Source organism: Blautia sp. AF19-10LB (assembly GCF_003461245.1).
GTDB lineage: Bacteria > Bacillota > Clostridia > Lachnospirales > Lachnospiraceae > Blautia_A > Blautia_A intestinihominis.
In genome coordinates, this window is record NZ_QTWS01000011.1 from 26,442 (window position 1) to 52,251 (window position 25,810).

At 46.3% G+C, this 25,810-nt stretch carries 22 protein-coding genes, 1 tRNA gene and 1 other annotated feature; of the genes, 21 read left to right on the forward strand and 2 right to left on the reverse strand.

Features of this window, described 5'->3' with window-relative positions; all coding sequences use genetic code 11:
- Window positions 1-40 precede the first annotated feature (40 nt).
- Entirely contained in the window at window positions 41-1,135 is a 1,095-nt protein-coding gene (gene aroC / locus DWX28_RS07965) for a chorismate synthase (RefSeq protein ID WP_118252380.1), read from the reverse strand.
- 270 nt (window positions 1,136-1,405) lie between these two features.
- Here aroC and DWX28_RS07970 point away from each other — a divergent pair, with 270 nt between their 5' ends.
- The 14 genes from DWX28_RS07970 (at window position 1,406) to DWX28_RS08040 (ending at window position 16,334) form a co-directional block, all read left to right on the forward strand.
- Window positions 1,406-2,347: a magnesium transporter CorA family protein gene (locus tag DWX28_RS07970; RefSeq protein ID WP_022214634.1), complete on the forward strand. Its 942-nt coding sequence runs from the start codon at window positions 1,406-1,408 to the stop codon at window positions 2,345-2,347.
- 66 nt (window positions 2,348-2,413) lie between these two features.
- Window positions 2,414-3,292, forward strand: a complete 879-nt coding sequence (locus DWX28_RS07975) for a hypothetical protein (protein ID WP_022214633.1) — start codon at window positions 2,414-2,416, stop codon at window positions 3,290-3,292.
- A 32-nt stretch (window positions 3,293-3,324) separates the two neighbouring features.
- The gene (locus DWX28_RS07980) at window positions 3,325-4,617 is read left to right on the forward strand and encodes a diaminopimelate decarboxylase family protein (RefSeq protein WP_022214632.1); all 1,293 of its coding nucleotides are present in this window, start codon (window positions 3,325-3,327) and stop codon (window positions 4,615-4,617) included.
- A gap of 80 nt (window positions 4,618-4,697) precedes the next feature.
- Window positions 4,698-4,777: transfer RNA gene (locus tag DWX28_RS07985), tRNA-Leu, on the forward strand.
- 216 nt (window positions 4,778-4,993) lie between these two features.
- Window positions 4,994-6,865, forward strand: a complete 1,872-nt coding sequence (ftsH, locus tag DWX28_RS07990) for an ATP-dependent zinc metalloprotease FtsH (protein ID WP_022215463.1) — start codon at window positions 4,994-4,996, stop codon at window positions 6,863-6,865.
- Window positions 6,866-7,028: 163 nt separating this feature from the next.
- Window positions 7,029-7,364 carry an anti-sigma factor family protein gene (locus DWX28_RS07995; protein ID WP_118252423.1) on the forward strand — a complete coding sequence of 112 codons (336 nt, stop codon included), beginning with the start codon at window positions 7,029-7,031 and terminating at the stop codon, window positions 7,362-7,364.
- 43 nt (window positions 7,365-7,407) lie between these two features.
- Window positions 7,408-10,047 carry a DNA polymerase I gene (polA, locus tag DWX28_RS08000; protein ID WP_118252382.1) on the forward strand — a complete coding sequence of 880 codons (2,640 nt, stop codon included), beginning with the start codon at window positions 7,408-7,410 and terminating at the stop codon, window positions 10,045-10,047.
- A gap of 1 nt (window position 10,048) precedes the next feature.
- The gene (gene coaE, locus DWX28_RS08005) at window positions 10,049-10,639 is read left to right on the forward strand and encodes a dephospho-CoA kinase (protein ID WP_118252383.1); all 591 of its coding nucleotides are present in this window, start codon (window positions 10,049-10,051) and stop codon (window positions 10,637-10,639) included.
- The gene (locus DWX28_RS08010) at window positions 10,636-11,433 is read left to right on the forward strand and encodes an MBL fold metallo-hydrolase (protein ID WP_118252384.1); all 798 of its coding nucleotides are present in this window, start codon (window positions 10,636-10,638) and stop codon (window positions 11,431-11,433) included. The genes coaE and DWX28_RS08010 overlap by 4 nt, the downstream gene beginning before the upstream one ends.
- A 17-nt stretch (window positions 11,434-11,450) precedes the next feature.
- Window positions 11,451-11,723, forward strand: coding sequence for an ACT domain-containing protein (locus DWX28_RS08015; protein WP_022215458.1), 273 nt, complete (start codon window positions 11,451-11,453; stop codon window positions 11,721-11,723).
- A 34-nt stretch (window positions 11,724-11,757) separates the two neighbouring features.
- Window positions 11,758-13,122 carry a PFL family protein gene (locus DWX28_RS08020; protein ID WP_022215457.1) on the forward strand — a complete coding sequence of 455 codons (1,365 nt, stop codon included), beginning with the start codon at window positions 11,758-11,760 and terminating at the stop codon, window positions 13,120-13,122.
- Window positions 13,123-13,218: 96 nt separating this feature from the next.
- Window positions 13,219-13,466, forward strand: a binding site (T-box leader).
- Between the two features lie 69 nt (window positions 13,467-13,535).
- Window positions 13,536-14,561, forward strand: a complete 1,026-nt coding sequence (locus tag DWX28_RS08030; protein WP_118252385.1) for an ABC transporter substrate-binding protein — start codon at window positions 13,536-13,538, stop codon at window positions 14,559-14,561.
- 70 nt (window positions 14,562-14,631) lie between these two features.
- On the forward strand, window positions 14,632-15,543 hold the full coding sequence (locus tag DWX28_RS08035) for an ABC transporter permease (protein ID WP_118252424.1): 912 nt from the start codon (window positions 14,632-14,634) through the stop codon (window positions 15,541-15,543).
- A 2-nt stretch (window positions 15,544-15,545) separates the two neighbouring features.
- Window positions 15,546-16,334 carry an ABC transporter ATP-binding protein gene (locus DWX28_RS08040; protein ID WP_118252386.1) on the forward strand — a complete coding sequence of 263 codons (789 nt, stop codon included), beginning with the start codon at window positions 15,546-15,548 and terminating at the stop codon, window positions 16,332-16,334.
- Window positions 16,335-16,351: 17 nt separating this feature from the next.
- Here the strand turns inward: DWX28_RS08040 and DWX28_RS08045 are convergent, their stop codons facing one another.
- Window positions 16,352-17,680, reverse strand: a complete 1,329-nt coding sequence (locus DWX28_RS08045; protein ID WP_118252387.1) for a tRNA(Met) cytidine acetate ligase — start codon at window positions 17,678-17,680, stop codon at window positions 16,352-16,354.
- A gap of 265 nt (window positions 17,681-17,945) precedes the next feature.
- On the opposite strand from DWX28_RS08045, the gene pta reads away from it, so the two are divergent.
- The 7 genes from pta (at window position 17,946) to DWX28_RS08080 (ending at window position 25,808) form a co-directional block, all read left to right on the forward strand.
- Window positions 17,946-18,953: a phosphate acetyltransferase gene (pta, locus tag DWX28_RS08050; protein ID WP_118252388.1), complete on the forward strand. Its 1,008-nt coding sequence runs from the start codon at window positions 17,946-17,948 to the stop codon at window positions 18,951-18,953.
- A gap of 59 nt (window positions 18,954-19,012) precedes the next feature.
- On the forward strand, window positions 19,013-20,203 hold the full coding sequence (locus tag DWX28_RS08055; protein ID WP_022215450.1) for an acetate kinase: 1,191 nt from the start codon (window positions 19,013-19,015) through the stop codon (window positions 20,201-20,203).
- Between the two features lie 196 nt (window positions 20,204-20,399).
- Window positions 20,400-20,927, forward strand: a complete 528-nt coding sequence (locus DWX28_RS08060) for a YceD family protein (RefSeq protein WP_022215449.1) — start codon at window positions 20,400-20,402, stop codon at window positions 20,925-20,927.
- Window positions 20,928-20,930: 3 nt separating this feature from the next.
- Window positions 20,931-21,113, forward strand: a complete 183-nt coding sequence (gene rpmF, locus DWX28_RS08065; RefSeq protein WP_005425421.1) for a 50S ribosomal protein L32 — start codon at window positions 20,931-20,933, stop codon at window positions 21,111-21,113.
- Window positions 21,114-21,250: 137 nt separating this feature from the next.
- The gene (locus tag DWX28_RS08070; protein WP_118252389.1) at window positions 21,251-22,681 is read left to right on the forward strand and encodes a hypothetical protein; all 1,431 of its coding nucleotides are present in this window, start codon (window positions 21,251-21,253) and stop codon (window positions 22,679-22,681) included.
- An 80-nt stretch (window positions 22,682-22,761) separates the two neighbouring features.
- Window positions 22,762-23,442: a hypothetical protein gene (locus tag DWX28_RS08075; RefSeq protein ID WP_118252390.1), complete on the forward strand. Its 681-nt coding sequence runs from the start codon at window positions 22,762-22,764 to the stop codon at window positions 23,440-23,442.
- Between the two features lie 2 nt (window positions 23,443-23,444).
- Window positions 23,445-25,808: a serine/threonine protein kinase gene (locus DWX28_RS08080; protein WP_118252391.1), complete on the forward strand. Its 2,364-nt coding sequence runs from the start codon at window positions 23,445-23,447 to the stop codon at window positions 25,806-25,808.
- The last annotated feature ends 2 nt before the right edge of the window (window positions 25,809-25,810 follow it).

Genomic DNA, 25,810 nt, shown 5'->3' on the forward strand with positions numbered 1-25,810 from the left:
AAACTTCCCACACCGATATGGTATGGGAAGTTTTTGAATATTATTTCTGGTAAAATTCCTGAATACGATCCATCTGGGATGTCATATTGGAAAAAAGTGCATCCACGATCGCCAGGGCGCACATGGACTCTACAACAACAACGGCTCTCGGCACGATAACAGGATCATGGCGGCCATGGATCTCAAGAGAAGTTTCCTCTCCGCTGTCTGTGACGGTATTCTGTGGCTGGCTGATCGATGGGGTCGGTTTGACCGCAGCGCGGAGGATGATCTCACTTCCGTCACTCATTCCACCCATAATGCCGCCGGCGTGATTGGAATTCTTGGTGATCTGTCCGTTTTCCATATGGAAACCATCGTTGTCCTCGGAGCCTTTCATCGCAGAAACCTGGATTCCATCGCCAATCTCCACCGCTTTGACAGCACCGATCGACATGACTGCCTCGGCAAGAACGGCGTCCAGTTTTTCAAAGACCGGATTTCCGAGACCGGCAGGAACGTTTTTGATTCGGCATTCGATGATACCGCCTGCGCTGTCCTGATTCTTCATGCATTCTTCTAGATAAGCCCCTGCTGCCTCGGCTGCCTTGGCGTCCGGCATATAGAAAGCGTTTTTGCTGATCTCTTCTGCATCAAAACTTTCGATCTTTACAGGTCCAATAGATTTGGTGTAGGTGTAGAAAGAGATCTCGAGAGTTTCAAGAATCTTTGCTGCGATCGCCCCTGCTGCCACACGACCGATCGTCTCACGTCCTGAAGAACGGCCGCCTCCGCGGTAATCACGGAAACCATATTTGGCATCAAACGTAAAATCGGCATGTCCCGGACGATAGGTGTAAGCAATGTTGCCGTAATCCCTGGAACGCTGGTCTGTGTTTCTGACTATGAGTGAGATCGGAGTTCCGGTTGTTTTTCCCTCAAAGACACCAGAGAGGATCTCTACAAGATCGCCTTCCTTACGTGCGGTGGTGTAGCGGCTCTGACCAGGCTTACGGCGGTCAAGGAATTTCTGGATATCTTCTTCGTTGAGAGAAAGACCGGCAGGGCAGCCGTCTACGACAGCTCCGAGAGCCTTGCCATGGGATTCTCCCCAGGTGGTAACGGTAAAATGATTCCCAAAACTTGATTTATTCATAAATATATGATTCCTTCCTGAAATATACTGTCCGATATGGTAAAAACCATGCAGACAACCATATTTTAACACGTTAACCCGTGAAAAACAACAGGATAGACAAGGTTTCCGGTGCTTCTATTAAAATTGTGTAAATCCAAAACGGTTGGAATTGACAAAGAACAACACACAACTTATAATGAAAATTGTGTTTGACCTATGGGTTAACAAAAGTTGCTGTGAATGAAATGAGCGGCAACAGACAAATAAGAGTGGAAGGGGAGTGGAATCGTGGTTAGAATGTTTCGAACATCAGATGGAGCGATCCATGAGATTCAGGAACCGCAGGACGGCTGCTGGGTTGCACTGACAAATCCGACAGCGACAGAGATTTTTGAAATTTCAGAACAGTTCCAGATTGAGGTCGACGACCTGCGAGCTCCTTTGGATGAGGAAGAGCGTTCCCGTATCGAGGTAGAGGACACTTACACACTGATCCTGGTGGATGTCCCGATGATCGAGGAGCGTAATGATAAGGACTGGTATGGTACTATTCCGCTTGGTATCATTGTCACAGACAAAATGATCTTTACGATCTGCCTGGAAGACACACAGGTACTGACGAGATTTATGGAAGGGCGTGTCCGCAATTTCTTTACTTATATGAAGACACGTTTTATCCTGCAGATCTTGTACAGAAATGCAAGTATGTACCTGCGCTATCTGCGTATTATTGACAAGAAGAGTGAACAGGTGGAGGAGAAACTACACTTTTCACCGCGAAATCAGGAGCTGATCGAGCTTCTGGAACTGGAGAAATCACTGGTATACTTTACGACATCTCTTCGTTCCAATGAAGCTGTTCTGGAGAAACTGATCAAGATCGAGAGCATCAAGAAGTATCCGGAGGACACCGAACTTCTTGAGGATGTTATCATCGAGAACACGCAGGCGATCGAGATGGCGAATATCTACAGTGGTATCCTTGCCAACATGATGGATGCGTTTGCGTCAGTTATTTCCAACAACCTGAATGACGTCATGAAGATCCTGTCTGTGATCACGATCGTTATGAGTATCCCGACGATCGTGTTCAGCGCTTATGGAATGAATCTGAATCCCTCAGGTATGCCGTTTTCCAGCATACAGTGGGGATTCCTGATCGTCATACTGCTTTCGATCGTGGCAAGTATCGTGGCGGCGATCTTCCTGTCAAAAAAGAAATATTTCTAACATTTCTAGCAGGGGGATTCATCTTTCCAAACAGTATAATGACTGAAAAGGAGAAAAAGTGATTTTATGAATTGGATTGATAAACTGGAACGTAAGTTTGGACGATTCGGGGTTGAGAACCTGACGATGTATGTGATCATCTGTTATGTGGTGGGGTATTTTCTGACTTACCTGAATCCGAATCTGATGGATATGATGAGCCTTGATGTGGCAAAGATCCTTCACGGACAGGTTTGGAGACTTGTGACCTGGGTGATCTACCCGCCAAGCACAGGAAATTTCCTGCTGTTTGTGATCTCTATCCTGTTTTTCTATTATCCGATTGGAACTTCTCTGGAACGTACCTGGGGTGCTTTTCGATATACCCTGTATATTTTTTCCGGACTGTTCTTTGTGCTGATCGCCGCTTTTCTGACTTATTTTATAACAGGTGGTTATGTTACGATCGGTGGAGTGAGCTACATGATTGGCGGCGGAGTGTTTACGACATATTACGTCAGCCTTTCTGTATTTCTTGCTTATGCGATGTCATGCCCGGATATGCAGATCCTTTTGTGGTTTGTGATCCCGATCAAGATGAAATGGATGGCGATCGTCTATGGTGCGATCATTCTTTATGATATGATCACTTATCTGAGAATGGGACTCTGGGTATATGTGGTTCCGATCATTGCCTCTCTTCTGAACTTCGTGCTGTTCTTCTTCAGCACAAGAAACATGCAGCGATATAATCCTAAGGAAGTTCACAGAAGAAGAGAGTTCAAGAAAGCGGTCGCACAGAGCAGGGTCAATCCGGCAACAGGCGGTATCACCAAGCACAAATGCGCAATCTGCGGCAGAACAGAGAAGGACGATCCGAACCTGGAATTCAGATTCTGTTCCAAATGCAATGGAAATTATGAGTATTGTCAGGATCATCTGTTTACGCATCAGCATGTGAAATAACAGGTAATAATAAAAACGAGGAGATATACATTATGAAAAAAGAGCCGTTTGTAACATTAGACAAGCTGAAAGAGATTACAGCACAGTATCCGACACCGTTTCATCTCTACGATGAAAAAGGAATCCGCGAGAATGCAAAAGCATTAAAAGAAGCATTCGCATGGAACAAAGGCTTCAAAGAATTTTTTGCTGTAAAGGCAACTCCGAACCCGTATCTGATCCAGATCCTTCAGGAGTACGGCTGTGGCTGCGACTGCTCTTCCATGACAGAGCTGATGCTTTCCAAGGCGATCGGATGCAAAAAAGGTGATATCATGTTCTCTTCCAACGATACTCCGGAAGCAGAATTCCGTTATGCAGATGAGATCGGCGGAATCATCAACCTGGATGATATCACACATATCGAAGCAGTAGAGCGTGCTGTAGGCAAGATACCGGAGACGATCAGTTGCCGTTACAATCCGGGCGGTGTGTTCAAGATCAGCAATGATATCATGGACAACCCTGGAGATGCAAAATACGGAATGACAACAGAGCAGATCTTTGATGCTTTCCGTATCCTCAAATCCAAAGGAGCCAAGAATTTCGGTATCCATGCATTCCTTGCCAGCAATACCGTAACAAATGAGTATTATCCGATGCTTGCAAAAGTAATGTTCGAACTGGCAGTAAAACTTCACGAAGAGACAGGAGCAGACATCAAGTTCATCAATCTTTCCGGTGGAATCGGAATCCCGTACAGACCAGATCAGACTCCGAATGATATCCGAGTGATCGGTGAAGGTGTCCGCAAGGTATATGAGGAAGTTCTTGTTCCGGCTGGAATGGACGACATTGCGATCTATACAGAACTTGGACGTTTCATGATGGGACCGTATGGCTGCCTGGTAACAAAAGCCATCCATGAGAAACACACCCACAAAGAATATGTCGGTGTAGATGCCTGCGCAGTAAACCTGATGCGTCCGGCTATGTATGGTGCATACCATCATATCACCGTTATGGGCAAAGAGGACAAACCATGCGATCATCTCTACGACATCACAGGATCTCTCTGCGAGAATAACGACAAATTTGCGATCGACCGTTACCTTCCGGAGATCGAGATGGGCGACCTGCTTGTAATCCACGATACAGGAGCACACGGATTTGCAATGGGTTACAATTACAATGGTAAACTCAAATCCGCAGAGATCCTTCTCCATGAGGATGGAAGCTTCGAGATGATCCGAAGAGCAGAGACACCGAAGGATTATTTTGCAACTTTCGACAGCTTCCCGATCTATGAGAAACTTCTTGAGGACGAAGATAAACTTTACAAATAATTTTTGTTATTATTACAGATAATTCCAAAAAACACTTGCAGGGAACCGGAAATTATGATAATATAATTTTCGGTTCTTGTGCCGCTGTGGCGGAATTGGCAGACGCACTTGACTCAAAATCAAGCGGGAAACCGTGCCGGTTCGAGTCCGGCCAGCGGCACTTACAGAAGCTCTCTGAATGGTTCAGGGAGCTTTTTTCTGCCCTTAAATAACTTCCAGTCGAAAAACGCTTTATGAAAAGTTTATAAAAATTCATACAATGAACATTGAATAACCATGAAAAAAATGGTATGGTACATGACATAAATGATTTCGAAAGAATACGGGAATGCTGAATATACCGAATGATTTCGAAGAGATGGAGGACAGAGGATAAATGAAATTTGGTAACAAGAAACCAGAAAAGATACCAATGTATGTCTATTACATCATTGCCGGTATCATTATCATTCTTCTGAACATGCTCGTAGTTCCGGCAGTGCAGGAACGAAGCGTGCAGAAGACAGATTATTCTACTTTCATACAGAGCGTGGAGAAGGGTGAAGTCACCAAGGCCACAGTAGAAGAAAATTATATTTATTATGAGATCGGCTCCGAGGATTCAGACGATGCCGTTCTCTGCAAGACCGTCAAAATGGACGACCCGGATCTTGTAAACCGTCTGCTGGATGCAGATGTGACCATGGACGAAGTACTTCCTGAGAGTCCGTCTATCTTTATGACACTTCTTTTGAGCTATGTAGTGCCGATCGTGATCTTTATCTTTATCGGACGCTGGCTCAGCAAGAAGATGATGGCATCCATGGGCGGCGGTCCTGGAGGAACGATGTCCTTTGGAAAGAGCAATGCCAAAGTCTACGTCAAATCATCCACAGGGATCAAGTTTTCTGATGTGGCAGGAGAGGACGAGGCGAAGGAGCTTCTGACAGAGATCGTTGACTATCTCCACAATCCGCACAAATATACAGAGATCGGAGCTTCCATGCCAAAAGGTGCCCTCCTTGTAGGCCCTCCAGGAACAGGTAAGACCCTTCTTGCCAAGGCTGTTGCAGGTGAGGCAGAAGTACCATTTTTCTCTATCTCCGGTTCTGAGTTTGTAGAGATGTTTGTTGGTATGGGTGCGGCCAAGGTCCGTGACCTTTTTAAACAGGCGAATGAGAAAGCTCCTTGTATTGTCTTCATCGATGAGATCGATACCATTGGTAAGAAGCGTGACGGTGCCGGATTCACAGGCGGTAACGATGAGCGTGAGCAGACACTGAACCAGCTTCTGACAGAGATGGATGGTTTTGACGGCTCCAAGGGTGTTGTGATCCTTGCCGCAACAAACCGCCCGGATTCCTTGGACCCGGCACTTCTCCGTCCGGGACGTTTTGACCGGAGGATCCCTGTAGAACTTCCAGATATCCAGGGACGTGAGGAGATCCTCAAAGTCCATGCGAAGAAGATCAAGATCGCAGATACCGTCAGATTTGACGAGATCGCCAAGGCAGCAGCAGGTGCTTCCGGTGCAGAACTTGCCAATATCGTCAATGAGGCAGCTCTCCGTGCTGTCCGTGACGGACGTAAGTTCGCAACACAGGCAGACTTCGAGGAGAGTATCGAGGTTGTTATCGCCGGTTATCAGAAGAAGAACCGTGTGCTTTCCAACAAGGAGAAACTGATCGTATCCTACCATGAGATCGGGCATGCGCTGGTCGCTGCGAAGCAGACAGAGTCCGCACCGGTTCACAAGATCACGATCATCCCGCGTACTTCCGGTGCGCTTGGATACACCATGCAGGTCGATGAGCAGGAACACTACCTCATGACCAAAGAAGAACTGGAAAACAAGATCGCTACATTCACCGGTGGACGTGCGGCGGAGGAGCTGATCTTCCACTCCATCACAACCGGAGCATCCAACGATATCGAGCAGGCGACCAAGATCGCAAGAGCGATGATCTCACGCTATGGTATGAGTGATGATTTTGATATGGTTGCGATGGAAACAGTCAGCAACCAGTATCTTGGCGGCGATTCCAGCCTTGCATGCTCTTTTGAGACACAGACACTTCTGGACAAGAAGGTTGTAGACCTTGTCCGCACCCAGCATGAGAAGGCACTCAAGATCCTTCAGGATAATATCGGCAAGCTTCATGAGCTGGCGAAGTATCTCTATGAACATGAGACGATCACAGGCGAAGAATTCATGAAGATCCTTGAGGCTCCGTCGGAGATCCCGGGTGTAAGCCTTACAAAAGAATAAAAGACACCGCTATTTTGAGCGTGCGGCAGAAGAACAGAAGACAGTTCCGGCGAAATTCGTTGAGAACTGTCTTTTTTTATGCTATACTACGAAGAAGAATGAATACTGCCCGGTCGGAATGGGCAGCCAGACAGAAATAAGGGAGGTGCAGTCGGTGTCGGGAATGGATTGCAGAACAGCAGAGAGTATGGTCACACGTTTTATCGATCACAGTCTGTCTGTGAATGAACTGGAGGAATTTCTGGATCATATAGAGACCTGTCCCTCCTGCTATGATGAACTGGAGACTTATTTTATCGTACATGAGGCAATGCAGCAGCTTGATGAGAAGGAGGACGGGACAGTCCTTGACTTTAAGAAACTTCTGGAGCAGGAGATCCGGAGATCCAGACGCTCTATCCGGCAGAAGAGGGGGCTTCGTTTTACGCTGGGGCTTATCTGCATGGCAGCCGCTGTGGCCTTGTGCGTGTTTGTGATCTTTGCTATATTAGGGAAATAAAGAGCATCGAGTGTGAGCCAAAATGTAACAGGAGGACAGAAACTTGAGTGAAAAAATATTATTGATAGATGGACACAGTATACTGAACCGCGCTTTTTATGGGCTTCCGGATCTGACCAATTCAGAGGGGAAACATACAGGCGCGGTTTATGGATTTTTGAATATCCTTTTCCGCATTCTTGAGGAGGAAAAACCAGATTATCTGACTGTTGCGTTTGACCTTCATGAGCCGACGTTCCGCCATAAGATGTACGAGGCATACAAAGGCACGAGAAAGCCGATGCCGTCAGAACTGCGTGAGCAGGTACCTCTGATCCGGGAAGTACTCACGTCCATGGGAGTCAAGACCGTATCCATGGCAGGATATGAGGCAGATGACCTTCTTGGCACACTGGCGTTCCGAAGTGAGAAACAGGGGATGGATGTCACAATCCTTTCCGGAGACCGTGACCTTCTCCAGCTTGCGACAGACAAGATTATGATCCGTCTGCCAAAGACATCCCGGGGCAAGACAACGATCGAGAATTTCCATGCAGAGCAGGTTCTGGAGAAATATCAGGTAACACCGCCGCAGATCATTGAGCTCAAGGCCCTGATGGGAGACTCCGCCGACAATATCCCGGGGATCCCGGGTGTCGGAGAGAAAACAGCGACCAAACTGATCGTACAGTATGGCTCCATTGAGAATGCACACGAGCATCTCGAGGAAGTGAAGCCAAACAAGGCGAAGGAATCTCTCAGGGAGCACTACGATCTGGCAGTCTTAAGCAAGACTCTGGCAACGATCAACACGGACAGCCCGCTGGAATTTGCATACGAGGAGGCAAGGCTTCAGGATCTTTATACGCCAGAAGCTTACGAACTTTGCAAACGTCTGGAATTCAAGAACCTTTTGAGCCGTTTTGATGCGGCAAGTGTGTCACAGCAGACGATGACAGATGACTTTTTTACCTGCGAAGACCTTTCTGGGGCAGAGGCACTTTTCCAGAAGGCAGCAGCGAAGCCTTATGTCGGCGTAGAACTTCTCTGTGACAGGGAAGACGTTTACGGAGTCGGGATCGCACTGGAGGAAGAGGAAGTTTATCATATTCCGGCGCAGGGGCTTATGACAGGCGACTATCTCTGCGGTAAATTAAAAGAACTCGCCGACACGACGGTTCTCTGCTGCATGGATGTCAAGAGCGTTCTGAAACATGTGAAACTTACAGAAACTTCCCATGTGTTTGATACAGGAATCGGTGTATATCTTCTGAATCCGCTGAAATCTTCCTACACTTTCGACGACGTGGCAAAGGAATATCTCGATGGGAAACTCCTTCCGACCCGTGAGGACCTTCTTGGCAAGGACAGCATCCAAAAAGCCTGGGAAAAATCCTCCGAAGGACTGGGGACCTACGCCTGCTATGTGGCATATACAGCTTTGGCGTCCAGAGGACCGATCGAAAAAGCCCTCCACGAGACGGAAATGTGGAAAGTCTACACAGAGATCGAGCTTCCGCTGGTATTTACCCTGAATTCCATGGAAGAGTGGGGGATCCGTGTCAAGGGCGAAGAATTAAAGAGCTACGGAGAAAAATTAAGCGTCCGCATCCAGGAACTGGAAAAAATGATCTGGGAGCAGGCAGGAGAAGAATTCAACATCAACTCTCCGAAACAGCTCGGTGTGATCCTGTTCGAAAAAATGGGGATTCCGGGCGGCAAGAAGACAAAAACAGGTTATTCTACAGCCGCAGATATCCTTGAGAAACTTGCACCGGAACATGAAATCATCAAAAATATCCTGGAATACCGCCAGCTTGCGAAACTCAAATCCACTTATGCAGACGGACTGAGTGCCGTGATCGAACCGGATGGAAGGATCCATTCCACCTTTAACCAGACGATCACAGCGACGGGACGTATCAGCAGTACGGAACCGAACCTTCAAAACATTCCGGTCAGAATGGAACTCGGACGGCTGATCCGCAAAGTTTTTGTGCCGGAAGATGGTTTTGTATTTCTGGATGCAGACTACTCGCAGATCGAACTTCGAGTACTCGCGCATATGTCCGGGGACGAGAAGCTGATCCAGGCATACAGAGAGGCACAGGATATCCACCGCCTGACAGCATCTCAGGTATTCCACGTTCCGTTTGACGAAGTGACACCACTGCAGCGAAGAAACGCCAAGGCGGTCAACTTTGGTATCGTATATGGGATCAGCTCCTTCGGACTCAGTCAGGACTTAAGCATCACCCGCAAAGAGGCGGCTGCCTATATCGAGAAATATTTTGAAACTTATCCAAAGATCAAGGGATTTCTGGATGAACTCGTTGCAACGGGCAAAGAAAAAGGCTATGTGTCCACCATGCTCGGACGCCGCCGCCCGATACCGGAATTGAAATCCAGTAATTTCATGCAGCGGTCTTTTGGCGAACGAGTGGCGATGAACTCCCCGATCCAGGGAAGTGCGGCAGATATCATCAAGATTGCGATGAACCGCGTCTATGAGAGGATGAAACAGGAAGGACTGGAGTCAAGGCTTGTCCTTCAGGTACACGATGAGCTTCTGATCGAGACAAAGAAAGAAGAGATCGAAACCGTTTCAAAGATCCTGGAAGAAGAAATGAAGGGTGCTGCACATCTCTCCGTGGAGCTTGAGATCGACATGCACGAAGGCGAAAACTGGTATGAGGCAAAATAAAATGAAGATCATAGGAATCACTGGCGGGGTCGGTGCCGGCAAGAGCACCGTCCTTGACCATCTCGAAAAACAATACAATGCCTGTGTGCTCCAGGCGGACAAGATCGGCCATCTTGTCATGGAGCCGGGCGGCATCTGCTATGGGCAGGTGATTGCATTATTTGGAAAACAAATCATAAAAAATGATAAAACCATTGACCGGAAGATGGTTTCTGATGTAGTATTTGCCCATGAAGAAATGCGGCAGAAACTGGATGATATCATCCATCCGGCTGTAAAAAGCTATATTCTGGATAAGATCGAAGAACAAAAAAAGGCAGGCTGTACGCTCATGATAGTGGAGGCTGCACTTCTTCTGGAAGATCATTATGATGCATTTTGTGACAAAGTATGGTATATTCATACAGACCAGGAAATCCGGATCGAACGTCTGATGAGCAGCCGCGGCTACACAAGAGAGAAAGCCGAAAACATCATCGCACGTCAGGCAACGGAAGGATTTTTCCGGGAACATGCGGATTATATCATACAGAATAATGGAGATCTGGACGAAACATGGCGTCAGATCGAAGAAGGGATCAGGGCATTATGAGATTTTGCAGTATTGCAAGCGGCAGCAGCGGAAATTGTATTTACATAGGATCTGAGCAGACACATATGCTGGTGGATATCGGGATCAGCGGGAAGAAGATGGAGGCAGGGCTTAACAGCATTGACCTTACCGGACGCGACCTGGACGGGATCCTGATCACCCATGAGCATTCTGATCACATCAAGGGACTTGGAGTGATCGCGCGCAGATACGGACTTCCGGTCTATGCGACGGAAGGGACAATAGATGCAATGCTGGAGAGCGGATCCCTGGGAAAACTTCCTGAGGGGATCTTTCATGAGATTCGAGAGGATGAAGCTTTTTATGTCAAAGATCTGACCATCAATCCGTTTGGCATCCCCCACGATGCGGCACAGCCTGTTGGCTACCGCGTGGAATGTGGAGACAGCTCCGTAGGGATCGCGACGGATCTTGGTAAATATGATGAGTATATTGTCGAAAATCTTCAGAATCTGGATGCCCTTCTTCTGGAAGCAAACCATGATATCCGGATGCTTCAGGTAGGCAGATACCCTTATTACCTGAAACAGAGGATCCTGGGTGACAGAGGGCATCTGTCCAACGAAAATGCAGGCAGGCTTCTGTGCCGTCTCCTCCATGACAACATGAAGGCAATTTTTCTTGGACATTTGAGCAGGGAAAATAATTACGAAGAACTTGCTTACGAGACTGTATGTTCAGAGGTAACACTGGGAGACAACCCTTACAAATCAAAAGATTTCAGAATTCAGGTAGCGCACAGAGATTTTGCTTCTGAGGCAGTTACCGTATAAGAGAAAGGGAGAAAGTCATGAAAAAAACAATCATTACAGTAGTAGGAAATGACACCGTAGGAATCATTGCAAAGGTATGTACCTATCTTGCAGACAACAACGTAAACATTCTGGATATTTCCCAGACTATCGTACAGGGGTATTTTAACATGATGATGATTGCAGACACCAGCGGTTCAGAGAAGGATGCTGCAACTATTTCAAAGGAACTTTCTGAAATCGGCGACAAGATCGGTGTAGTGATCCGCTGCCAGCATGAAGATATTTTCAATGTAATGCACAGAATCTAAAACCTTGATAAACCTTATACAAAGGAGCACCGACATGATAAATATTTTTGAAGTAAACGAAACAAACAAAATGATCGAGCAGGAGAATCTGGATGTGCGTACCATCACCATGGGAATCAGCCTTCTGGACTGTATCGACAGTGACCTTGACACTATGAACCAGAAAATCTATGACAAGATCACCACAAAGGCAAAAGACCTCGTAGCTACCGGTGATAAGATTGCAACAGAGTTTGGAATCCCGGTTGTAAACAAACGAGTTTCCGTGACACCGATCGCTCTCGTAGGCGGCGTGGCATGTCACTCCACCGAGGATTTCGTATCCGTTGCCAAAACTCTTGACAGAGCTGCCAAGACCATCGGAGTCAACTTCATCGGCGGATATTCTGCACTTGTAAGCAAGGGAATGACACCGGCAGAGGAACTTCTGATCCGTTCTATCCCGCAGGCACTTGCTGTGACAGAACGCGTGTGCAGTTCTGTAAATGTTGGTTCCACCAAGACCGGTATCAACATGGATGCGGTCAAATTAATGGGCGAGATCGTTCTGGAGACAGCAAAAGCTTCCAGAGATCAGGATTCCCTTGGCTGCGCGAAACTGGTCGTATTCTGCAATGCGCCGGATGATAACCCGTTCATGGCAGGAGCTTTCCATGGCGTAACAGAGGCAGACTGCATCATCAACGTTGGTGTCAGCGGCCCTGGCGTTGTCAAGACAGCTCTGGAATCCGTTCGTGGAGCAGACTTCCAGACACTCTGTGAGATGATTAAGAGAACCGCTTTCAAGGTAACACGTGTAGGCCAGCTTGTTGCACAGGAAGCATCCAAACGTCTTGGTGTGCCGTTCGGCATCGTTGACCTTTCCCTGGCTCCGACACCGGCGATCGGCGACAGTGTTGCTGAGATCCTTGAGGAGATCGGTCTTGAGAGAGTAGGAGCACCGGGAACCACAGCAGCTCTTGCACTTTTGAACGACCAGGTCAAGAAGGGCGGCGTTATGGCAGCTCAGGCAGTCGGCGGATTAAGCGGTGCGTTCATTCCGGTCAGCGAGGATCAGGGAATGATCGATTCTGTAAATCTTGGTGCACTGACACTTGAGAAACTCGAAGCTATGACCTGTGTCTGCTCTGTAGGTCTTGATATGATCGCAATCCCAGGAGATACCAAGGCATCTACCATCGCCGGAATCATTGCAGATGAATCTGCGATCGGTATGATCAACCAGAAGACAACAGCAGTCAGAGTGATCCCGGTGATCGGCAAGGGCGTAGGCGAGACCGTAGAGTTTGGCGGACTCCTTGGTTATGCACCGATCATGCCGGTAAACCAGTTCTCCTGTGAGGCATTTGTAGAGAGAGGCGGACGTATCCCGGCTCCGATCCACAGCTTCAAGAACTAAGGCAGGATTAATTGCGATACCTTTGACAGTGAAAAAATCTCGAAGAAGTCAAAAAATGATTGACAGGGAGAATTTCGTGTGGTAAAGTATAAAACAACAAAACCGATGAGGAAGAAGAGTAAATGATCCGGCAACATTCCAGAGAGCAGGTACTGGTGGAAGCCTGTATGAAGCGGATGATCGAATGGCCTTCCGAGGGCAGTCCGAAATTTGAATCCAGAGAGTAGGCACTGACGGGAACCGAACCCGTTATCAATCAGGAGTGTATGTTTGTACATGAGAAAGTGGACGATACGTCAATTTGAGTGGTACCGCGATAATAAGAAATTATTACCGTCTCAAGCATAGCTTGGGACGGTTCTTTTTTTCTCATGGCACATTAAAATGAATGTAGAAAGAGAGAGGAAAAAACAATGAAAAAAAGAATGTTAGTAATCGCAGCAGCAGTAGCAACCAGCATGATGATGGCTTCACCGGTAATGGCGGATGATTTCAAGGTAGGTATCTGCAACTATGTAGATGACGCTTCCCTGAACCAGATCGTAGACAACATCCAGTCCCGCCTTGAGGAGATCGGCGAAGAGAAGGGTGTCACTTTTGATGTATCTTATGATAACTGTAATGCAGATGCCAGCGTTATGGAGCAGATCATCTCTGATTTCCAGGCTGACAATGTAGACCTGATGGTAGGTGTCGCAACACCGGTTGCCATGCGTATGCAGTCCGCAACAGAAGGAACCGATACACCGGTTGTTTTCTCCGCAGTATCTGACCCGGTTGGATCCGGTCTTGTAGAATCTCTGGATGCTCCTGGAGCAAACATTACAGGAACCAGTGATTATCTGGATACGTCTTCCATCATGAAGCTGATCCAGGCACAGAACCCGGATGTAAAGAAGATCGGTCTTCTCTATGATGTAGGACAGGATTCCTCCACAACAGCGATCCAGGAAGCAAAGGATTATCTGGATGAAGAGGGAATCGAATACGTAGAGCGTACCGGAACCACAACAGACGAAGTTCAGCTTGCAGCAGAAGCACTGATCGCAGATGGTGTGGATGCAGTCTTTACACCAACCGACAACACTATCATGACAGCAGAGCTTTCCATCTATGAGAAATTTATTGAAGCGGGGATCCCGCACTACACAGGAGCTGATTCCTTCGCACTGAACGGTGCATTTGTAGGATACGGTGTTGACTATGCAAACCTCGGACAGAAAACAGCAGACATGATCGCTGATATCCTGGTAGACGGTGCAGATCCTTCTTCCACAAAAGTGGAGACCTTTGATAACGGTACTGCAACAGTAAATACAGAAACATGTGAAGCTCTCGGACTTGACCTTGAGACCATCAAAAAAGATTTCGAACCTCTCTGCACACAGGTAAACGAGATTACCACAGCAGAAAGCTTCGACGATGTAGAAGCGAAATAAAGTTACTGTGAATGGAGGGAACAGTAACAAATAAACCTAACTGGAGGAATTCATCGTGACGATTGCAACAATGCTCTCCCTCGGAGAGACTGCCCTGAAGCTCGGACTGATCTGTTCACTGACCGTCCTTGCTCTGTTTCTTAGCTATTCCATGCTGAATGTCTGCGATCTTTCCACTGACGGCTGCTTTACTTTTGGAGCAGCCGTAGGTGCTGTCGTGGCAGTCAGCGGTCATCCGTTCCTGTCTATTCTGGCGGCCATGCTCGCCGGTGTGGGTTCCGGATTTGTGACTGCGATCCTGCAGACGAAGCTTGGCGTTGACAGCCTGCTCGCAGGAATCATCGTAAATACAGCTCTTTATTCTGTGAACATTGCGGTGATGGGAGGTTCTTCCCTCATCAATATGAACAGGACTACGACCGTATTTACCATGATGAAAGATGCGCTTGCAGGTACACCATTGAAGGGAAGAGAGGATATCCTCATTGCTGCGATCGCGGTGATCCTTGTCATCGTATTTCTGGTATTTTTCCTGAAGACAAGACTTGGTCTTGCGATCCGTGCAACCGGAAATAACTCTGATATGGTCAAATCTTCCTCGATCAACCCGGTATTTACAACGATCATCGGACTGTGTGTAGCCAACTCCTTTACCGCACTTTCCGGATGCCTTCTGTCCCAGTCACAGAAATCTGTAGATATCAACATCGGACAGGGAATGGTCACGATCGCACTGGCATCCCTGCTGATCGGAGGCACGATCCTCGGCCGCGGCGGAATCTTTGTAAGAGCCGTAGGAATGGTCCTTGGTTCCTTTATTTTCCGTCTGGTCTATACGATCGCGCTTCGTTTCAACATGCCGGCGTTCATGCTGAAACTCGTATCATCTGTCATCGTTGTCCTTGCGATCTCCGGCCCATATCTTAAGAAACAGTGGCCGCAGATCCGCCGCAGACTAACACACAAAAAAGGAGGCAGATGATCATGTTAAAAATCAGCCATATCTCAAAAACATTTAATCCGGGAACCGTCAATGAGAAAAAAGCGATCACAGATCTTTCACTTGAATTAAAAAAAGGTGATTTTGCAACGATCATCGGTTCCAACGGAGCGGGAAAATCCACTCTTTTTAATGCAATCTGTGGTGACTTTATGACAGATACAGGTGTGATCGAACTGGATGGCAGGGATATTACTTTTATGCCACAGCATGTGCGTGCAAAAGAAATCGGCCGTCTTTATCAGGATCCGATGCGTGGAACAGCACCTGGTATGACGATTGAGGAAAACCTTGCCCTTGCAGCGGGAAAAGGCGGTTGGCTTTCTCACACGACCCGCCAGGAAAAAGAAAGATTTCGTGAAGAATTAAAGAAACTTGATATTGGTCTGGAAAAACGTATGAGCCATCCGGTAGGACTTCTTTCCGGTGGACAGCGGCAGGCACTTACTCTTCTGATGGCGACCATGAATCCACCGAAGCTTCTGCTTCTGGATGAACATACAGCAGCGCTTGATCCGGGGACTGCCGAGAAGGTCCTGAACCTGACAAAACGTATTGTGGAGGAACATCAGCTCACCTGTCTGATGATCACTCACAATATGCAGTCTGCGATCGATCTCGGAAACAGGATCCTGATGATGGACTCCGGTAATATTGTGCTGGACATCGGCGAGGAAGAGAAGAAGAATATGACTGTGGATGCACTTCTTGAGAAATTCAAGACAGGAGCCGGTAAGGCTCTTGATAATGACCGTATCCTTCTGTCAGACTAAAATAACAGCAGCTGGCCCTAGATCAGGACCAGCTGTTTTTGATATTCATGGATGAATTTTTTGCCGCTTTTCTGGCAGAGTAGTTTTTCATAGAGATTTGAAGCGAAGGTTGTTTCTGCAAGCAGTTTCAATCCAGTCTCATCGAGGAGACTGTCTGCGTCTGCGAGTTTGGTGAGAAGCGGGATCGAGCTGCTGTGTTTGATTTCTTTCAGCAGTGTACTGCTTTCTTTGCGGAAACCGAGGACACGGGCGTAGGGAACAGCCAACGGTACATTCCGGATCTCAAGGATGATATGGAGCAGGGCACGCTGGATCCTGGTCTGGGTAAGTTCCTTCGTCTTGAGGAGAGAAGCAGTCTGAAGGAAACCGCTGATCTCATTTGAGCGGTTCACGATCCTCTCGGCGAGATCTCCGGAGACATCCAGATAATTGCAAAAACTGTCCGCCTTTCCCTTTAATATACAATAAGAAAGAAGTGGGTCAAAGGCATCTTCTGTCAGGTATTCATTCTTCCGCAGGGAAGAGGCAAGGAGAGTGCAGACCTCATCTGGAACCTGCGCGGTGATCCGGGAGATTGTTTCCTGCGTGAGATCGGATTTCAGAAGTTCGCGGATCGCAGAGGCAGACGCGAAGGGAATGTTATCGGCAGTAGTATCTGCAGAAACAGATGCAAAAGGAGCATCTGTGGAAACAGCGGCCGGAATCGTTTCGTGATATCCCATGCCCTGACGTTTCAGGGTGACTGGTTTTATATTGCTTTCAAGCCGCAGAAGTGCCTTGCAATATTCAATTCCAAGAATATTGTTCGGAGAATTCAGGATCTGCGCAATCTGATTCAGGAGCGGAGTCAGCACACCGTCAAAATCATCTCCTGTAAAGTTGCGGGGATTTCTGAAATATTCCATCAGTGCCTGGCTTCTGGCAGCAGGAAAGGACAGTCCTTTTCCCAGAAATTCTTTCAGTAATCGCCGGTATTCTTCTGGTTCCTTTACAAGAATTTCCGCAAGCTCCTGCAAGGCAGAAACGTCACCGTATTCGCTTCCGAAACAAAGTTCATCCACAACATGTAGCCCATCCAGCATGGAAACTCCGCCCATGGCAAAAGCTTCCGCGCTGGCAGTGCTCACCGACACCGGCATTTCAAGCACGAGATCCGCACCACATCGAAGTGCCATCTCAGCCCGCACATGTTTCGAAAGGAGCGCCGGCGTGCCCCTTTGCACATAATCGCCACTCATGGCAACGATCACATAATCTGCCCCCAGTTCTTTTTTGCAGTAATCTATCTGATATTTATGTCCCCTGTGAAACGGATTGTACTCCGCAATGATCCCGGTTACTTTCATAATAAAATCCTTTCTGCCCACGGCAAAAGTTATCTGTTTTTCCTATTGTAACATAAAAAATAACAGCTGGACAAATATTTTGTTTTCAGACTTTCGTGATTTTGCCCGGATTGCACGTTAAAAAATACCGCTCTTTGGAAGAATCTACATGTCAACTACTTGAAATGCACAAATTCTGGGGGTATAATAAATTTAGCTGTGAGGTCATATTCTGGACACTCACACGGTCATCTGACCGAAATAACGAAAGGAGAGCCATTTAATCATGGGATTTGTTGATTTACTCAAAGAAAGAGCCAAAAAAAGCATCAAAACTATCGTACTGCCAGAAACAGAGGACATGAGAACTCTCGAGGCAACTGATAAGATTCTGAAAGAGGGAGTTGCCAAGATCATCCTCATCGGAAACGAAGAAGAAATCAATAAGAAAGCTGCTGAAGGCGGATTCGATATCTCCGGAGCAACAATCGTTGACCCAGAGACATCTGACAAAACTCAGGCTTACATTGACAAATTTGTAGAACTGAGAGCTAAGAAAGGTATGACACCTGAAAAAGCAAAAGAGATCCTTCATACTCAGTACCCATACTATGGTGTAATGATGGTAAAAATGGGCGATGCAGACGGTATGGTATCCGGTGCATGCCACTCTACAGCAGACACACTTCGTCCATGCCTGCAGATCCTCAAAACAAAACCAGGAACCAAACTGGTATCCGCATTCTTCCTGATCGTAGTTCCGGACTGCGAATACGGCGCAAACGGAGCATTTGTATTTGCTGACTCTGGTCTGAACCAGAACCCGACTCCGGAAGAACTTTCTGCAATCGCAGCATCTTCTGCAGAATCATTCCAGCTTCTTGTTGAGGAAGAACCGATCGTTGCTATGCTTTCACACTCCACAAAGGGAAGTGCAAAACATCCAGACGTAGACAAGATGGTAGAAGCTACAAGAATCGCAAAAGAAGAACATCCGGAACTCAAACTGGACGGAGAATTCCAGCTTGACGCAGCGATCGTACCAAGCGTTGGTGCATCCAAAGCTCCGGGAAGCGAAGTTGCCGGTAAAGCAAACGTTCTGGTATTCCCTGACCTTGATGCAGGAAACATCGGATACAAACTTGCTCAGCGTCTTGGCAAAGCAGAAGCATACGGACCTGTTACACAGGGTATCGCAAAACCAGTCAACGACCTGTCCAGAGGATGCTCTGCAGATGATATCGTTGGTGTTGTTGCTATTACAGCTGTACAGTGCCAGGCAGAAGACAAATAATTTTGCACAAACAATAAATAATATTACATATTGAAATATATGGAACAGGAGATATTAAGATGAATGTATTGGTAATCAACTGCGGAAGTTCCTCTCTGAAATATCAGCTCATCAACTCTGATACAGAGGATGTTCTGGCAAAGGGTCTTTGCGAAAGAATCGGAATCGACGGAAGACTGGTTTATCAGAAAGCCGGATCTGACAAAGAAATCACAGAGTGTGCAATGCCTACACACAAAGAAGCGATCCAGTTCGTACTGGATGCACTGACAAACGACAAGACAGGTGCGATCAAGAGCCTTAAAGAAGTAGATGCGATCGGACATCGTATCGTCCACGGTGGCGAGAAATTCGCTTCCTCAGCAGTGATCACAGACGAGATGATCGCAACAGTAGAAGAGTGCAACGATCTTGCACCACTTCACAACCCGGCAAACCTGATCGGTATCCGTGTCTGCGCAGAACTTATGCCAGGCGTACCGCAGGTTGGTGTATTTGATACAGCTTTCCATCAGACAATGCCTGCAAAAGCATATCTGTACGGACTTCCGATCGAATACTACAAGAAATACAAAGTAAGAAGATATGGTTTCCACGGAACCTCCCACAGCTTCGTATCCAAACGTGCTGTAGAATTCCTCGGCCTTGACAAAGACAACTCCAAAGTTATCGTCTGCCACCTTGGAAACGGATCTTCCATCAGTGCTGTTCAGAACGGCAAATGCGTAGATACTACAATGGGACTTACACCACTTGAAGGCGTTGTTATGGGAACACGTTCCGGTAACATCGACCCGGCAATCGTTGAGTTCATCGCAAAGAAAGAGAACCTTGACCTTGCAGGTGTTATGAACGTTCTCAACAAGAAATCTGGTCTTCAGGGTATGTCAGGAGTCGGCAGTGACATGCGTGACATCAGAGCAGCGATCGAAGCAGGAAACGAAGACGCTAAGAATGCATACGATGTACTCTGCTATGGTATCGCTAAATTCGTTGGCGGCTATGTAGCAGCTATGAACGGTGTAGATGCGATCGTATTTACAGCTGGTATCGGCGAGAACGTAGGAGCACTTCGTAAAGATGTATGTAACTACCTTGGATACCTCGGAGTTGAGATCGATGACACTGCAAACAACACATTTGGAGAAGAAATCGTTATTTCCACACCAAACTCCAAAGTCAAAGTTGCAGTTATTCCTACCAACGAAGAACTTGCAATCTGCAGAGATACAGTAGCACTGGTTAAGTAATGCCAGGGTTCATGACTCAAATATAAGAAATAAGAGAGGGAATTTACCGTATCGGCAGATTCCTTCTCTTTATCTATGCTAAATACAGTATACCCTGTCAGATTTTCTGGCAGAAAAATACAAAATAATTTAAAAATCAGATTGACAAACCAAGGTCATCTATGTATAATTGATAAGGTGTGAGTAGGAGATAATTATGCAGATTCATTTATCAGAGATTATTGATAGTGAAGGAAAGGTCATTCAGATCACTCCTGAGCTTGAACTAGATACAATTTCATTTCAGTTGGGAGAATATCCGATCCTGGATAAGACTCCGGTGAAACTTACCATTGCCAATACCGGCAATAAGGTACTGGAATTAACCGGTAACGGAAGTGTCACAGTCGGTATTCCGTGTGACCGCTGTCTTGAACAGGTTTCCGTTGAGATTTCATACAGCATTGAGCGCAAACTGGATATGAAACAATCTGATGAAGACAGAGTAGAAGATCTGGATGAGAATGACTATCTCACGGGAATAGACCTGGATGTGGACCGGTTGGTCTATCTTGAGGTACTGATGAACTGGCCTTTGAAGGTTCTCTGCAGGGAGAACTGCAAAGGAATCTGTAGCCAGTGCGGGAAGAATCTGAACCAGGGACCCTGCGGATGTGCAGAGGAACCGAAGGATCCACGTATGGCCGCCATCAGTGATATATTTAGTAAATTTAAGGAGGTGTAACCTATGTCCATATGTCCAAAGAACAAATCATCCAAAGCTAGACGTGACAAAAGACGTGCTAACTGGAAAATGAGTGCTCCGAACCTGGTAAAATGCAGCAAATGCGGCGCCCTGATGATGCCTCACAGAGTTTGTAAAGAGTGCGGAAGCTACAACAAGAAAGAAATCGTGAAAGTAGAAGACTAATCACAACAATAAGAAGCAGAATCTTTTATAGGTTCTGCTTTTTTTGTTGCCAAAAACAGGATGACGATTTCTTCGTTGTCAGTGTGGAGAAAACAGGGTATAATTTTATTATTACAAAGAAGAAATGGAGAAGAAAAATGAAACAGAGGAATATTTTTGAAAATCTGGTTATGAATTTTTCCATAGATCCGGAAGAACTGCCGGAATTATCAAAGGCAGAAGAACGGAAACTGAAGGCTGTTCCGACAAGACTGGAAATTCTGGCAGAGGGATTTGCTGCCGGCTGGGATCTGGATGAGGTGAATCAGCATCTTGAAGAAAGCGGATGCGAGAAACTTTACGCAAGAAGTTTCTATGAGGCGTGTCTGATCTATGCGTTTGACCATCAGATCGGGTATGAAGAATGGAAGAAACTTTTTGCTGAGGGAAGGAAAATATTTGAGGAAGCTGATGGAGCACAGAGACGTTTTTTTAAGGGCGGAAAGATTACTCTGAAGGAACTCAAAGAATATATGGAAGCAGAATCCTCTTCCGATGAACTAGAGACCATGCTTATGACAAAATCTCTGGAAGAGAAAATCATGCAGAGCGATTCCAGAGAGGAATTCTGGGCATTTGTACATGAGAATATTGAGAAATTCTCTTCTGTGCGGGAGCGTGCGAGATATTATTTTTGCAAGTATCTTTATTTTTACATACAGGACCGCTGTGACCGGTATTACGAAAGCTGCATCAAAGAAGAAAAACTCCGGAATCAATATGGAAATATGCTGGAAAAAGAAGAACGGGGCAGAGAGGAAAAATTCGCTCTGGAAGAGCTCGCGTTTCTGAAACCACTGACAAAATTAAAGAAAGATGCAGACAAACAGAAGAATAACATGACACTGGAAGAGAAAAAAGAATATCTCGAAAATACAGCTCTGACACCGGGCGGTATCTTTGACGAATTTAACTATTTTTATTTTGGGTATGTGTCTGTGGACTGGATGGAAATTCTTTTTGAACTTTATGGAAATTTTGACCAGTGGCCGCAGAATATGAAGATCCGTGTCGCACATTCTCTGGGGCTCTGCAGCCAGAATCCGTCTCCGGACGAGTGGAAAGCAGCATCGGAACAACTTTTTCTTATGGAAGAAGAACAGCGCAAAAAAGAAGAGGCGAAGGATTTTTCCGGAAGCAGGGATGAGGGCGAGCGCAAAAAGGCCTATCAGAGAGGCCGTTCCGGAGAAGATTTTTTCCGCGAATTTATCACAGGAGGCAGGGACATCAACAGGGCAACACTGATCAGTTTTCTCTTGTTTGTCAAGGTAAGAGTTCCGCTGGATGAGGAAAACAAGATTACAATGAACCGACTGAACCGTATTCTGATGAACTGCGGATTTGCCGGCTTGAAACCGGATCAGGAATTTGACCGTTTTGTGATCCGTTTTCTGCGTTCTACCGAACCCCTGGATGTGCTGGAGGAAGAAGTGGAGAAGCAGGTGATCCAGGGAAGAAACTTTTATCTTTACAAAGTATACCGGGATTCTTACTGCCATCAGAAAGAATTACTGGATTATCTGATGTGAAAAACAAATTTTCCAAATGGTTTTATATACTGATATCATACAAAGAGGACAGGAAATAAAGCAAAAGGAGAGGTAAGAGAATGAAAAAGAGCAGAATATTTTTGACAAGAACCATACTGGGAATCCTGGCAGGACTCTTTCTGAGCACAGGAATCCTGGCATCGCCGGTGCAGGCAGCAGGGATTAGTTACCAGAAGGCAGTGCGCATGTATAATAATAAAATGAGAGACTGGGCAAGAAGAGGAGTGCGTGTCAATATTAACTATGATCTGCGAAGTCGTTCCGGATGGAAATACAACGACTGTGGAAAGAAATTTTCCATGAAAACCGTATATTATGATGATAATCTTCGTTATATCTACCGTGATGTAACTGGAGACAATGTTCCAGAAGCGTTTTATTACAGTGAACGTGCGAGGGTCATGCTGGTCTGGACGATCTACCGGGGACAGGTACAGCTGGTTGGAGCTATGCGTACTTCTTATTTCGGACCACAGAAGCTGCTTTATAACAAAAAAGAAAAAACATTTATTGTAAAGACTCTTATCACAGGAAGAAGTGTTTCCAGAAATATCTTCAAGATCAAAGGCCGTACCCTTTATATTAATCTTACCATGTCTGATTATGTCGGACAGCGCCAGTCCAATGGCAGAATCAAGGTGAATTACTGGATTGATGGAAGATCTGTATCAAAGGCGAGATATCAGAGCTATTACAACGCATACTTCCGTTATCATGCAGCTTATTCCTGGGGACCGTGAAGATGAAAGAAAGAGTTACAGAAGAGATGCTGGAATTCGGTTATCTGCTCAAAAAACGTTATCTCATCGGGGATTTTCTTCAAAAAGGAGAACAACACAGCCACATTTACCGGGCGTATGATACAGCACTGGATCAGGAAGTTGTGATCAAGGAATTTGTTCCGGGAGATCCGGATGGGGCAGAGGCATGGACAAAAGCGTTCACAGAAGAAGCCGGAAAGTTTTTTGGCGTGTATGAATACCGGGGAATCACAGAAATAATGGATGTTTTTCAGGATGGGGAACATGCTTATATGGCGATGGAATATCTGCCGGGCAAAAATTTAAGACAATATCTGGAAGGGCAGAAAAAGAAACAGATTACAGCAGAAAATGCATGGACACTGCTTCTTCCGGCACTGGAAGCAGTGTCTTTTCTTCACAGCACAGGTATGGTTCATGGCGGAATCACAATGGAGCGGCTGATTTTTGATGAAAATGATACACTCTGTCTGACAGGCCTCGGTGACTGCTTTCTGAGAACGAAAAAAGATACGGCAGGTCCCTGGACAGATGTAAGAGCAGTGGCAGAAATTCTGTATGAATGTCTGACCGGAAAAGCACCATCGCAGGCAGGACGATTCGGAGACAAAAAGAAAGTCAGGTCGATCAGCACCTGGGCGGATGTCAGCAGCAGAGCAGATGAAACAATTCTCGGGGAACTGAACCGGGAGGCAGGAGGCGGCTGCTTTGGAATCTATGCGCTGGCAGAACAGCTTGGAATGAAGAATGATTCTCTGGAAGTTTATCTCGGGGCAATTCAGTCGACCTGGGGAGAAAAATGGCTGGATCTGACAGAAAAGTATCAGAGAGACCATGCAGAAGCAGACCGGATGACCATATTTATGACAAGGAAGCGAAGGAGAGCAGCCGGAATCCTGCTGGGAGTCCTTGTGATCGCAGGAGCATCCGTATCTGGATATGTGCATACACACGAACGGCAGATTCTGGAATTTCAGATTCAGAGAGACCACGAGAAATACCAGAAGGATCCGGTATTTCTTCTTTCGGCAGAGAAGAAGGAGGCAAAAGAAATCTGGAATGCCGCCAGAGAAGAAGGAACAGTGGATGAAACAGTCAGCTCCCCGGGAACTGCTTATAAAGTGTCCCCTGAATTTATGGACAAAAGAAATCTGGCAGGAAATGCGTCACAGGGATTTTCCATCCGGGACAGACATCTCAAAAAGCGGATCGAGGAGGAACTTGGCATTCCTCTGGAAGAAAAAAGCTCCGACCGTGAATGCAGTATTTCGTACCTGGGTGAAAAGACTGCGTATCTGGAATTGTGCAATCAGAAAACCATTGTTTACACAGGTACAGAAAAAGGAGAAGAAAGAAGCCTGGAGATTATCAGTGACGCAGAGAACGGAAGAGTGGATTCTTGTACGGTCGTGCTCTCAAAGGAAGAGATAAAGATTTTCCTGGGGGAGGTTTTTTCTGAAATTGTCCCGGAAACGTATTTTACAGATGCAGAGACGGAGGAAATTTTCGCACAGGCAGAGCAGAATGGTTATTATGATTTTGAAGACCACGGAAAGTTCCGGATGAGCCTGCTGAAAAAGCAGAATACTACTGATGAAGGAGAAGTTTTTTATAATTATCAGCTGGGTCTCACAAGCTATGCCTCGGAAACGGAAGCGGAGAGTGAGACGGCAGCCGGAAGTTATACCAGAAATTCAGAAGAATACAAAGAGTTTCTGGATTTTGTGAAAACGCACGCGGTAAAAAGTGAAAAAGAGGAATTCACAACTCTGTATATGCTTCCGGAAAATGCAGTACGGGAATGGAATCAGCCTTCCAATCTGAAACTTCTCAAAAAAACAAGAAAAGATTTCATAAAGATTCTGGAAAGTCAGAAACCATCTTTTGAACAAAGTTCTGAGGAAAATCTGTTTCAGGTAACAGATTGCGGAATGGGAGCTCTGAAAGCACAGTTTCTGCGGAAACAGGATTTTGCGTCAGAGACGGGGCAGAGGATTTCTCTTCTGTATGATCTTGTCTCGGAAAGAATTTACAGGATCAATGTTGCCGTGGAGAGAGAGAAGGCCGAACGGGACTGCGCTCTGGCAGCAGATCTGGTGACTGCTCTTTCGGAGGACTGCAGCGAATCTGAAGACGAGATCATCTCCGATCTGAAAAAAAATCTGTCGGAATTATCAGAAACAGAGGGAACTGCTGTGTATCAGTATGACTATATGGATCTCAGTCGAATGATCCTTCGGGATGACGAAAATACCATACAGTTTATCATCCGGGCGAATGGCATCCTGGATGGCAGAAAGTACAGCGTGTCAGAGATACAATGGCCGCAAAATGGAGAGAACTGAGT